Source organism: Proteiniphilum saccharofermentans, from assembly GCF_900095135.1.
Taxonomy (GTDB): Bacteria; Bacteroidota; Bacteroidia; order Bacteroidales; family Dysgonomonadaceae; genus Proteiniphilum; species Proteiniphilum saccharofermentans.
The window spans coordinates 2,943,241-2,955,852 of sequence record NZ_LT605205.1; the positions used below are offsets into that span (position 1 = coordinate 2,943,241).

Here is a 12,612-nt window from a genome sequence, read left to right on the forward strand (position 1 = left end):
GCTTCAGCTTTCACGCCATAAGATATGGGAGTCTGAGCGTTCACTGTCACCAATCCTGTTGTCATCAATACTGACAAACACACTAAAACCATCTTTTTCATTTTTTCTAAATAGTAATTGAGTCTGCTCTGAAAACCCCATTTTTTCAAATTGCTGAAAAATGAAGTTTAACCGGACAAATGTGATTGTTTTTATTAATTGAAAGTATGTTTACAATAATATACATATTGAAACATAAATTAATTATATATTGTGGCAGTTTTTGCCAAAAAAGCGCTCTTTGACTTATTCGCGTCATATAATTCACTATCCTGACGAAGTTTATCCACAACGAGCGGGAGTATGCCCATAGTTTGTGCTTGGCAAGTGACCTGTAACGGCTCTTGTCATTCGGGTAATGGTATCCTAACTGGAAAATGCTTGCTTCGACATTGTTCCTGATATTTTTTTCATCTATCGGGATATCGTCCAATTTCTTCCTCAGAGCGGCAGCCCTGAGGTTATCCTCATCGAAGTAGCGGTATTTTCCTTCTTCAGTCTTGATCCTCCATTTCCTCTGTGTTTTGTCTTTGCGGAGTTTTACCCGTTGTGCCTGTATTGTTGTTCCTGTTTTGTTGTCGGTTACTATTAAATTGATTTCATTCTGTTCGTCCAAACGGATGTCATATCTCGGTGCGGGGCCTTGCATGCCTGTGAGTATCAGCTCGATGCCATTTTTATCGCTTTGGCAATACTCCTGATTATCAGCACTGTGGTAAGCCCCGTCGGCATATACTTTCTCTATTTTGTCGGATATTATTTCCTGTGTCCGATCCAGGGCTTGTTCAAGGAAGCCGTTGTCCGGAGCCGATGCCACCGTTACCTCGGTATCGGTTATCAGGTTCAATGCCGTATCTTTGTCATCTCCCGGTTGGTCGCATGTCTCGGTGACGTTCACCGAATACCCTTTGACCTTGTTGCCGTCTTTGTCACGGTAATGGCAGTCGGTGTCATGGGGTGACTGTATGGATTTGGCGCTGACTTTCTCCTTTTCCAGAGGAACGACAGTTTTGTCCCTGCCAACCGAGTATTGTTGTTCGAAAACCGCTTTAAGGGTCTGGTAATGACCATAGTCATGCTTCTTGAAGAGCCCTATAAAACGGTACATCAGTTTGCCCAGTTCAACGAACCTGGCATCAACCTCGGCCTTTGTACTGCGGTACACCACCTTGTTGCCCGTTTCACCCTGTATGCTTTCGATAAGGGAAAACATCTCTTTGGACAGGCTCTTATTGAAGATATGTTCCTCCCTTTCATTGATAAACAGACGCAGGGTTTCATGAATCAACTCGTAACGGGAGTACCAGGCGATATTGCTGCCGACCAGTTTACTGTCCATGCGCACCTGCTTGCCGCTCACCTCAAACTCCAATAGCTGGTCACGGGTGATTTGCCCCTGGCACTTTTTGAACAGGTCTTCGCCGTGTTCCCTTGCATAGTCAACCAGATGGCGACGGAAAAGGTAGTAAGTGGATGAAACAGGCTCAGCGTCCTCTAACGACATCAGACCCAGAGCACTGCGAACAAGTAAATTGTATGCGCAGTTCTCAAACAATTGTGCGTCGCTCCATCCCTGGCCTTCCTTGAGGATCATCATACCGACCAAAATACGGATAGAGGCATTAGGAGCCCCCGTTCCATTAGAATAAAGTGGTCTGAAAATAGACTCATCCACACGCATTACAACATGGTTTCGGAACCGGTTATGCCAGGAGTCATTTTTTAGGTATTCTTTCTTCTTAGAGTCTCTGAAGTACTCCGTCGGTGATGAAAAAATGCCCAATTGAGGGTTTTCGTCCGATTTTTTGAACATATTATACAGTTTTAAGCCCTACTAAGGTAGTGAATAATAGCTATATACGCAAATATTTCAAAGAACTTTTCAGGTGAAATTTACCTGATTTATAAAATTTATTGTACAAAAAATTTTAAACTAAATTATCACTCCGACTTTTCGGAGCGGACTCGTAATTAATTAATAAAATTGTTATCATCTCTCTTGTTTGATATTGCAAAGATATGGCTTCAAAACACTGCCTGCTCCTAAAAATTACCCAAACGGTAATTTTGAATACCGAATTAAAACTTATCAATACTTAAGTAAGGCCCGGCAAAGGTTTCATTAAACAATACAATCATTACGTTCAGTTATCTGCAAAAGATAGTAAAGCCCAGTCCTAATAGAGCGTATATCGCAAACTAAGGGCAAATCCGTTAAGCCAATAGTCGTTATAACTGTTGGTGAAGTTAAAAGATGGTTTCCAGTCCAACCCAACAGTATAAGGTGTGCGGGCGATACTGTATTCCAGTCCGGCCAACAGATCCACTCCCAGCAACAAATTACTTTTATATTTATCTTTGTCATGATGTATACCACCCACGTGGGCACCCACTCCTACTACCCAGGAGAAGTCGGATAAACCGGGAAGAAGTTTCTGATATTCATACATCCCCGTGAGTTGAAAATAACGGGGTGATACAGAGAGAATAAACTCCGCGGCATTTTCGGGACTAAGGAATTGTTTCAATGTTAAACCGCTATCATATCCCAACCTCACCCCCAGGGATGTATAGTAGCTTTGTGCATTTAGAGTGGAAGTGAGCACCATAATAGAGAACACGGTAAAAAACAGTTTTTTGAATTTCATAAGCAGATGTTATATGTTAGTATTTCTTTCATTTGTGCCATCCCTGTCAGCATACAAGAAATTATTAACGGGCAGCATGAGGTTTTATGTGAATAATTTTACTCCTGTTATCGTCTCGCAATAGTTCCAAATGATCTCTTTTGTCTCCACCGAAATATATTTCTTATTTACCTTCTTAGGTTTGCGGTTGTAAAAATACAAGCCGCTGGTATCTTCCACCTCTTCCGAAGAAGCGAGATAAACAATGGTATCCGCTCCCTGTTCTGCTGTTTTCATCAGCAACCGCATCAGAGGAAGCATGATTGCTTTTCCTAAAAAGCCTCTTCTTTTCGCATCTTCCACCATTTTCTGGTTTATCACCACACCGGGATGAAGTGAGTTGACGGTAATATCAATACCTGTCTCTTTAAACTTCCGGTCTAATTCCTGAGACATCATGATCAAGAAGAGTTTTGCATTCCCATAAGCCCTTCCGGCGGTGTACCCCTGTTTTAATTCTATATCCTCAAAGTCGGGTTTTGCCATAGAACTATGTCCATCCGAAGCTGTAAATACAATGCGCGCATCGGAATGCTTTTGTAGCTCGTCGGTAAGTAACGCGGTCAACAAGTAAGGTGCGACGAAATTTAAGGCAATGGTCTTTTCTATCGCGTCGGCAGTCTCCATCCTTTCCTTACCAAAAATGCCTCCTGCATTGTGGATGAGTATGTCTAATCCGTCAAAGCGCTGCTTGAACCTTTCTGCCAATTGATGGATATTACCCAGCAGTGACAAATCGGCTAAAAGATAATCAACATGAGGGTTATCGCTTTCTAAAATGATCTCCTGTTGTACCTGAACGGTTTCGTACTCTTTACGACCCGTGATAATAATATGGTGCCCTTGTTTTGCTAAGGCCAATGCCGCGGCTTTACCCATGCCCCGTGTCGCACCTGTGATCAAAATTGTTTTTTTTCTCATAATGATTGATCGTTTTTTTTCCAATTAAGCTGCCTATCAATCCTCCAAATAATAATCCATACACGCAATTTGTCCACAATTCCGAAGAAAAACCAAATGTACCGTCATAGATCCCATAATATAGCCAGTAAAGATATCCGCCTATCAATCCCAGGGTCATACCCAGAAAAGAGATCATGTTTCTCCTGACAAATAAAAAGATAGCCTTCATATTAATGGGGATTTTCTATAAAAAATTTGCATGCATCTCAAAGACAGGCTTCGTTTCGATCTGTTCAATTATATTCCTTGCGAACAGGTTATTAATCCGGTGACCGGGACGATTCGCGATTATTCTTCCTTTGATAAACCTGCCGACAAGGGCTATATCCCCGATAACATCCAGTAATTTATGCCTTGCGGGTTCATTAGGAAACAAAAGCGGCCTGTTTACTATATATCCGGTTTTATCAATCTTTCTCCTCTCTATACCCATGACATCGGCCAACCGATCCAATTCCTTCTGTTGAATGAGTTGATCGTAAATGACAATTGCGTTATCCAGGTCCCCGCCCTTAATCAATCCGGTTTTCAGGAGACTTTCAATCTCTCTTATAAAGACAAATGTCCTGCACATCGAGACCTCATCTTTAAAATCGGATAAATTTTCCAGAAAGGCCTTTTGTACAGGTAAAACCTCCGAGTCGAATGCTATCTGCACATGGACGCTAAATCTGTCGGAGGGCATTAATATCAGGTATGATCCCGTTTCTGCATCGAAATATTCAATATTTTGATCCACCTCATAGTAGATCCTCTCTTTAGACTGCTCTTCGAAACCTACCCTGTGGATATTATTCACATATTCAATGGCACTCCCGTCCAGTATCGGAAATTCAGGTGAGTCAATTTCAATCAGGCAATTATCAATCTCGCATCCGTAAAGCGCAGCCAACGCATGTTCTATCATGGCAACCTGTATTCCATCTACAGATAAGACGGTACATCTCTGCGTATTCATCACATTTTCGGCGGAAGCCGTAATTACCGGACTTCCCTCAAGATCAATCCGCTTTATCCTGTACCCGAAATCTACAGGTGCGGGACGAAATGTGATAGTAGTTTTTAACCCTGTGTGTAATCCTTTCCCATTGGCGGAAAAGGCTTCTTTTATAGTTCTTTGTTGCATATGATTATTTTATTGATGAAGGTCAATAGGGTTTTATCCTATTCACTATTTTTTCTAAATTATTGGTGGACACAACGCCCATGACCCGTTTTATTTCGATATCTCCGTTGAATATTAACAGGTTGGGAATCCCTGAGATATTGTATTTATAATAATATTCGGCATTCTCTTCAATATCCATGGCATAGAAATGAATACCGTGAAGATTCTCTGCATCCAATTGCTCTATGTTGTACCGCATCTTTTGGCACAATTCGGAATCTTTCCGATAGAAAAACAGAAAGGTTATACCTTTTTTATCCAGATTAATTTCATGCAATTCTGTCAAAATCGAATTGTCTTTTTCCGACAAGGGAATATCCTTCACTTTTTTCTGGGCTACAATTCCTGTCAGTACAACGAATATCACGATTGCCAGTAAAAAGTGCCAGGGTCTAAAATAAAAAGAGTGATTATTATCCATAATTTACTCATTCAAGATCTGCTTATGATCTGCTTTCTCAATAACAGTAATCCGGTAAGACTCATCACTGAAAATACTATTACAGATACGGTAGATACAATTGCTATTTTTAATCCTCGTTTCATTGCCTGATAAAATTGATTACCCTCCTATTTTTCGTAATACAAAGTTATGGTACAGTTCCGTGCCTTTTTTTACAAACTTACCGAAACGAATGTTTTGGCTACCCAACTGTACAAAATCGATACCTAAAAGTTGCCGGCTGTAACATGTACGACGGAAAATCCAAAAAGAAAGGCGCTACTTGTCAGCAACGCCCCCCCGGAATCAATCATCAAAATCGAATCATATCATATCTTCCACGCTCCATACGAAGGCACGGAGACCCAGGTTGGGCGACTCTTCATCGAGTTTCCTCAGATAGTCCAGCAACAGCTTCACCCGGTCGTCCTCCACGATAGTAAGGATGGCCTTGTTCACCGAAGGCCACGCGTGGGAACCGTAATGCGGTTCTCCGGTCTTGCTTCCCCGTCCGTGCACCTCTTTCCATGAAGTGAATCCGCGTATATTGAGTGAACTCAGGTTGCCCACGATCTCATCGTAGTGCGCCTGGTCTAAAGTTATCATTACTGCTTTCATATTTTCAATTACAAATTACTAATTACCAATTATCAATGTCCTCGCATTTTTCACTTTAACCAATCAATACCGCGCGGCGGTGTTTCCTGCGTCTTCTGCGCACACCGTAGCCTGCCATCATGGAATAGAGCGCCGGGATCAGTATAAGGGTAATGATGGTGGAGAAGGTCATACCTCCGATAATGGAGATACCCAGTGATTTCCACATCTCTGATCCCTGCCCTGTACCTATTGCCAACGGAACCATACCCAGGATAGTGGTAAGGGTGGTCATCAATACGGGACGCAACCTCGAACGGCCTCCATGGACTACCGCCGTGATAATGGACATACCTCTCTCCCGGTTCAGGTTGATGTAGTCGATCAACACGATGGCGTTTTTCACCACCATTCCCACAAGCATGATCAACCCGACAAATCCCATAATACCGAGTGGTTCTCCCGTAAGGGCAAGGAAGAGGATGGAGCCGGTAAAGGCGAACGGCACGGTGAGGATAATCATAAACGGATAGGTGAGCGATTCGAACTGCGATGCCAATACAATATATACCAGCAGAGAAACGATCATAAGAAGAAGTCCCAACTGTGAAAATGACTCCTGCTGGTCTTCCAGGGATCCACCTATCTCCATCTGCACTCCTGCCGGCAGATCTGCTTCGGCCATAATGGTATTTACATCGGTCACCACCTCACTCAGGGCACGACCGTAAATGGTACCGGTCACCGTGACAATACGCTGGCGATCCTGACGGTCGATCTGCGGCAGTGTAGAAGTTTCTATTACTGTCCCCAGGTCACGTACCCTCACACCGGCTCCCATCGTGTTGTATATCAATATATTTTCGATATCTTCAATGGACTGGCGGTATTGTTCTTCATACCGTACCCGGATATCATACTCTTCTCCTTCTTCACGGAAACGTGACATGACAAGACCGTTGATCCTGTTTCTGATAGCATTGGCCGCCGTACTCATGTTCAGTCCGTTCAACGCTAATTTCTCACGGTCGAACTGTATCTGGTACTCCATCCGGTAATCTTTTCTCGATACCGTGATGTCGCGCAATCCTTTCACGCCTTCCAGTTTGGTTCTCATCTCGGCAGCGAGTTGGTCGGTGGCTGCAAGATCATACCCGTAGATATTCAACGCGACATTACTTCCACCGGTCATTCCCATATCGCCTCCACCCGGCATTACCCGGAAACGATGCAACTCCGGCATATTGGCAAGGTCCTGACGTATTTCGTCAGATATGTCATAGATGGTCTTTTTCCTGTTCTTGGCCTCCGTCAGACGCATCGTATAGGTCATGATATTGGAGGCATTATCCTGCATGGCTGCCCAGGTGTTATCTTCCGAAGCCGCGCCCACGCTGAAAGAGATGATCTCGATCTCCGGATATTTTTCCTGCATCCCCCGCGCTATCCTGTGGCCTGCCTCCCGGGCAACCTCCATACGGGTTCCGGTAGGCATCTCCACGGTAATGCCAATTTCGTTGTTGTCGGACGCCGGCATAAATTCCGTTTTCAAAGTGACGGCACTGACAACCACACTTATGATAAAAACAACCAGCACACCCAACAATGTGAGTCGTCTCCTGCGAGCCACCCAATTCACCAATCGGGCGTAAGCATGATCGATTCCGTTGAGCAACGGAAGTACTCTTCTACTATACCATTTGTCGAAACCGGACGCCTTGGCATCCTTGTTCGAGCGCATCATCTTCGCACTCATCATCGGGGTAAGTGTCAAGGCTATGATCAGCGACAGAGAAATTATGATGGTCACCATCCATCCCAACTGCTTGAACATCACACCGGCAAAACCACCGACCATGGTCATCGGTAAGAATACCGCAATAATGGTCAGTGTAGAGGCGATTACGGAAAGGGATACTTCTTCCGTACCGTACACAGCAGCCTGTCTGACACGGCTCCCCCGCTCAATATGGGAAGTAATGTTTTCCAACACCACAATGGCATCGTCCACCACCATCCCGATGGTGATGGAAAGGGCTGAGAGCGAGATTATATTGATGCTATTGCCGGTGAGATAGAGATAGATAAACGATCCGATCAGCGAGATGGGTATGGTCACCATGATAATGATGGTGGCACGCCACCGCCCCAGGAAGAAAAGCACGATGATACCGACGATAATAAGTGCCAGCACGATCGTCTCCAGCAAACTATTGATGGATACTTTAATATAATCGGAAGTATCCATTACCGTAACAAGCTTGATATCGGGCGGAAGACTCTTTTCCAGCACAGGCAACTGTGCTTTTACCGCATCAGCAATCGCTGCGGTGTTGGCACCCGACTGTTTCTGTACCACGATGGAAGCACTCCGCTGTCCGTTGGTATAATTCTCCTGTATACGGGACTCCAGTGTATCTTTCACCGATGCCACATCCCGCAGATAGATGGCGCGTCCCTGGTTGTTACCCACAATGATATTGTTCAGGTCGCGGCTGTTCTTGAATTCTCCCTCGAGACGTAACATATAGGTCTGCGTGCCGATATCGAAATTACCGGCAGGGACATTCACATTTTCAGTGGCGATCACTTGTGCGATCTGTTCCAGGGAAATATTGTATGCCTCCAGTTTTTCAGGTACCACATTCACCTGTATCTCCCTTTGGGGGGCACCACTGACGGAAACGGTACCCACACCCGAAATACGGTTGAGCGGGTTGGCCACCTGTTCGTCGAGTATCTTATACAGTGCTCCCGAGCTCTCTTGTGCAGTGGCAGAGAGCACTACTACCGGTATCATGTCAGAGCTGAACTTCAGGATCATGGGATCTTCCGTACCGTCAGGCAAAAAGCCCGATATCAGAGATACCTTATCCCGCACATCGTTCATCACGGCATCCATATCTGTACCGAATTCGAACTCCAGCATGATCATTGACATACCGTCCCTCGATTGTGATGTAATTTCTTTCAGTTTCTCGGTAGAGTTCAGGACATCTTCAAGCGGACGGGTTACATTGGTCTCCACATCCTCGGCACCTGCCCCCGAATAGGAGGTCATGACCGAGACAATATTCATGTCGATATTGGGATAGAGGTCTATAGGCAGCTGCCTGTAGAACAAAAACCCTATCAGCACAACACCGATAAATATTAATGATGTTCCCACGGGATTTTTTACCGCAGTTTCATATATTTTCATACGATTATTTTATTTTTTTCTTGTCGGTGTATGGAACCTTGTATGTTTAATGATTATTGTAAACATGTCGGTTTCATACTTATATATTTTTAATTCAAGATTTCATATTCAAGATTTAGCTTCGCTGACTTGCAATTCAAATTTTGAATTTTGAATCTTAAATTTTGAATCTTAATCTATAACTTCCACTTCAACTCCGTCAATCAGACCGGTATTACCTTGCACGATCACTTTATCCCCGTCATTCAGGCCGGAAACGATCTCATATTTATCGTTGATACGGACTCCCAGTTGTACCAAAGTGTAGATTGCTTTTCCGTCTTTTTCCACGAACACATAACGGTCGTTAGAACCTACCTGCTTCAATACAGCCCTGTCGGAAAGCAACGGGCGTTCATTGGTACCGAAGTTCATCTTCACACGGGCAAACATACCGGGACGTAACCGCTGGTCGCCGTTAGGCACCGATATCTCTACTGTAAAAGTGTGCGAAACGGGGTCGAGCGTGGGATGTATCAACGATACGCTTCCCTGGAACACTTCTCCTCCCAGGGCATCTACCTGTACTTCTACCGGCATTCCCTTTACCACCTGGCTATAATAAGACTCCGAGACATTGACCTTTACCTTTACGGGATTGATACTCTCGATGGTGAGGATGGGGGACTGTCCGGCTACATCTCCCGGATCGTAATTACGAGCAGTCACCACTCCGTTTACGGGACTGGTCAGCGTAGTATTCTCATCCAGATTATTCAGGGCATACTCCGCCACATCGAGTTGGGTCTTTGCCTGGTCGAGTTGCTGTTTGGAAATACCACCTACTTCATACAGCTCTTTATAGCGTTCATAGTCCCTTTTCAACGTGGCTACCTGTGTCTGTTGTTGTGAAAGATTTGCCTTATCCATGGTTACCAACGCCTGTCCGCGACGGACTTGCGAACCAACATCCACCCTGATTTCACGAATGCGGCCTCCCATGGCGGGAGCAATATTATTCACCTGATCAGCCTCTACCGTAGCGGTAAAGGTCGATATCTGATCCACCGGTACCAATTGAACCTCTTCCACACGTACCTTTGTCTTCTGGATAGCTTCGCTTTCAGCGTTCCCGGTACGGTCTCCTCCTCCGCAGGAAGCAAGCAGTGCAACTGCCAGTAAAGGAGTTATTCTCAATAAACTGTATCGTTTCATATAATTATTTATATATTTTATTTTTAAATTGGGTTCCACATTTAAAATTCAAAATTCAAGATTCAAGATTCAAAATTCAAGATTTCAGATTTGACTACGTTGATTTGCCATTCGAATATTAAATTTTGAATCTTAAATCTTTATTCTATATTTACCGGCGTAATATCATACCCCAGCACTTTCTCCAGATCGGCTTTAGCCGAGAGATAGTCGTAGATGGCGTTCCTGTACTGCAGTTCGGCGTTCAGCACGGCCAATGCCGCCGCGTTGACATCCACGATAGTACCCATTCCCGTCTCGTACCGCTTCAGGGTAATCTCATGGCCCTTGCGGGCTTGTTCCACGGATGATTGCGTAGCTACCACCTGTTCAATATTTTTGTGGATAAGGTCGTAATTGTTCCTGATCGACAACTTGAGCCCCCTTTCCACATCCTTGCGTTGTTCATCGAGTTGCCATAGCTGTATCTGTGCCTGTTTCACATTATGGTAACGTTGTCCGCCGCTAAAGAGAGGTATCTGGAGCGTGAAGCCCAGCATGGAATAGGGATCCCAACGATAAGTATTGAACTTGAAGTCATTGTTCTGACTCATGTAGGTCCAGTTGAAAGAGGTCACCAGTGAAGGAGCATACTGCAGTTTCTGCAACTCATAGGCTTTTTGTGCCTGTTCGGCCTGCAGGTCGAACTGCTTGATATCACTATTGTTGATAAGCGAAGTATCCGCCGGAATGATGGCATCGAACATGCTCTTCTCATAATCATCCAAAGAACCCACCACTTTCAGCGGTATGTCGCCATCGATCCCCATCAGCATCTTCAGTTGCAATTCAGCGATCTTCATCATATTCTCCGACTGAAGGATACTGGGTATAAGGCTTTTGAGCCGCACGTCGGCGGTGATCACATCATACTCGGCCACCACTCCCTGATTATACCGGTTACGGATATTCTCGAGGTTGATGGAATCGGTCTCGTAAGTTTTCCTGAAAACGTCGTGGCTATCCTGCGCCAGCAACAGGCTGAAAAATGATTTCTTTACTTGGTTCATCAGGTTGATACGCGACGCACGGGCCTGCTCCATAGCGAGTTGGATATCCACCTCGGTCATCTGGATATTTTTCCATAGCGAAGGAACTACCAATGGCAGACTCACATTCAGTCCGGCTGACCAAACGTTAAAACGCCCCATCTGGATCCCTTCACCACTATCAGTACCGCCGCCAGGCATCATCACTTTTTGCAATACCTGCAGTATCTGTAATTCTTCTTCGGTATAATCCCCGGGGTCAATATCTCCGCCTCCCATGCCGAAACCTTCGTCAAAGTAGACCGTCTGTCTTTTGATAGCGCGCTGGTATTGCCCGATCAGATCCATCTGAGGCATAAGGGCCCCGTAAGCCGACTTCCTCGCATACTGCTTCTTGGTGATCTCCATATCGGCAACCTTCACCGTGGGATTCTCACTCAAAGCGATTTCCAATGCACGGTCCAAATCGATCTGCAAACTATCGGTTTGCTGTGCTGTTGCCGTCGATAAACCGGCAAGACCCGGTAGTATCAGTAATAATAGTATTATACTTCGTAGATTCATTACTTCATTTCAATTAAAAATTCAATTACATTTAAACGAAAACGGTCATTAGAATTAGTCGTTTTCAATTTTTACTGCTTAATGAAAATGTTTACTTACCTGTTCTTTGTTGTTCTAAGTACGCGTCTATGATCCTGATCCCTTTCCCTGTCAATATACCCCGCACAAAGTTGATCATCATTGTGTAAAAGAGATCTTGAAACGAGAAGGGCGGCTTCTCAAGATAAGAGGCGCGGATATAGGTGTAAGTGGTCTCTTCTACCAGAAAAGCAGCCACATTCACATCCAAGTCCTCCCGGATATACCCCTCCTTAATTCCCTGTCGCAGAAAATCCCGCAGGTAGTTATTATTGGTTTCAACATGCTCCCTGATCAGCTTAGCGGCCCGGGGATAATATTTCTGGATATCCTCGAAAAACCTCACATTACAGATGGGCATATGCTGATGCTCCTCGATGATTTTGATAAACACATCTACCACATTGGGGCTCTGTCCGAGAAGAGCAATAAAATGCTTGTCCCTTTCCTGCTTAAAGCGAAGAAGCGCCGACAACAAGATATCTTCCTTGTCCTTGAAGTTTTCATAAATGGTCCTTTTCGAGATACCCAGCGAGGAAGCGATCTCGTCCATCGATACATTCTTTATACCATATTGCTGGAACAGACGGCTCGCTTTTTCAATAATTCTTTCCTTTATATCCATTCATTGGCGGATTGCGTAAAAAAAC

Annotated in this window: 11 protein-coding genes; all 11 read right to left on the reverse strand. The window is 44.5% G+C overall.

Translation table 11 applies throughout. From position 1 onward, the window contains the following. Positions 1 to 145: 145 nt before the first annotated feature. The 11 genes from PSM36_RS11490 to PSM36_RS11540 all read right to left on the reverse strand — a co-directional run bounded on the left by PSM36_RS11490 (position 146) and on the right by PSM36_RS11540 (position 12,587). Complete coding sequence (locus PSM36_RS11490) at positions 146 to 1,852, reverse strand: transposase (protein ID WP_076929013.1); 1,707 nt, start codon at positions 1,850 to 1,852, stop codon at positions 146 to 148. 364 nt (positions 1,853 to 2,216) lie between these two features. After that, positions 2,217 to 2,687, reverse strand: a complete 471-nt coding sequence (locus PSM36_RS11495) for a hypothetical protein (protein ID WP_076931009.1) — start codon at positions 2,685 to 2,687, stop codon at positions 2,217 to 2,219. An 84-nt stretch (positions 2,688 to 2,771) separates the two neighbouring features. After that, a complete protein-coding gene (locus tag PSM36_RS11500; protein WP_076931010.1) occupies positions 2,772 to 3,647 on the reverse strand; it encodes an SDR family NAD(P)-dependent oxidoreductase in 876 nt (291 codons plus the stop codon). Continuing rightward, on the reverse strand, positions 3,598 to 3,858 hold the full coding sequence (locus PSM36_RS17485; protein ID WP_076931011.1) for a hypothetical protein: 261 nt from the start codon (positions 3,856 to 3,858) through the stop codon (positions 3,598 to 3,600). The genes PSM36_RS11500 and PSM36_RS17485 overlap by 50 nt, the downstream gene beginning before the upstream one ends. A gap of 15 nt (positions 3,859 to 3,873) precedes the next feature. Beyond that, positions 3,874 to 4,815, reverse strand: a complete 942-nt coding sequence (locus PSM36_RS11510) for a UDP-3-O-acyl-N-acetylglucosamine deacetylase (protein ID WP_076931012.1) — start codon at positions 4,813 to 4,815, stop codon at positions 3,874 to 3,876. A gap of 22 nt (positions 4,816 to 4,837) precedes the next feature. Beyond that, positions 4,838 to 5,278, reverse strand: a complete 441-nt coding sequence (locus tag PSM36_RS11515) for a thioredoxin family protein (protein WP_076931013.1) — start codon at positions 5,276 to 5,278, stop codon at positions 4,838 to 4,840. A 345-nt stretch (positions 5,279 to 5,623) separates the two neighbouring features. Further along, positions 5,624 to 5,917, reverse strand: a complete 294-nt coding sequence (locus PSM36_RS11520; RefSeq protein WP_076931014.1) for a PG0541 family transporter-associated protein — start codon at positions 5,915 to 5,917, stop codon at positions 5,624 to 5,626. A gap of 55 nt (positions 5,918 to 5,972) precedes the next feature. After that, on the reverse strand, positions 5,973 to 9,098 hold the full coding sequence (locus tag PSM36_RS11525) for an efflux RND transporter permease subunit (RefSeq protein ID WP_076931015.1): 3,126 nt from the start codon (positions 9,096 to 9,098) through the stop codon (positions 5,973 to 5,975). A 171-nt stretch (positions 9,099 to 9,269) separates the two neighbouring features. Further along, the gene (locus tag PSM36_RS11530; protein ID WP_076931016.1) at positions 9,270 to 10,292 is read right to left on the reverse strand and encodes an efflux RND transporter periplasmic adaptor subunit; all 1,023 of its coding nucleotides are present in this window, start codon (positions 10,290 to 10,292) and stop codon (positions 9,270 to 9,272) included. Between the two features lie 140 nt (positions 10,293 to 10,432). Continuing rightward, complete coding sequence (locus PSM36_RS11535) at positions 10,433 to 11,884, reverse strand: TolC family protein (protein WP_076931017.1); 1,452 nt, start codon at positions 11,882 to 11,884, stop codon at positions 10,433 to 10,435. A 91-nt stretch (positions 11,885 to 11,975) separates the two neighbouring features. After that, positions 11,976 to 12,587 (reverse strand): TetR/AcrR family transcriptional regulator, encoded by a 612-nt coding sequence (locus PSM36_RS11540; protein WP_076931018.1) that lies wholly within the window; start codon positions 12,585 to 12,587, stop codon positions 11,976 to 11,978. Positions 12,588 to 12,612: the final 25 nt, after the last annotated feature.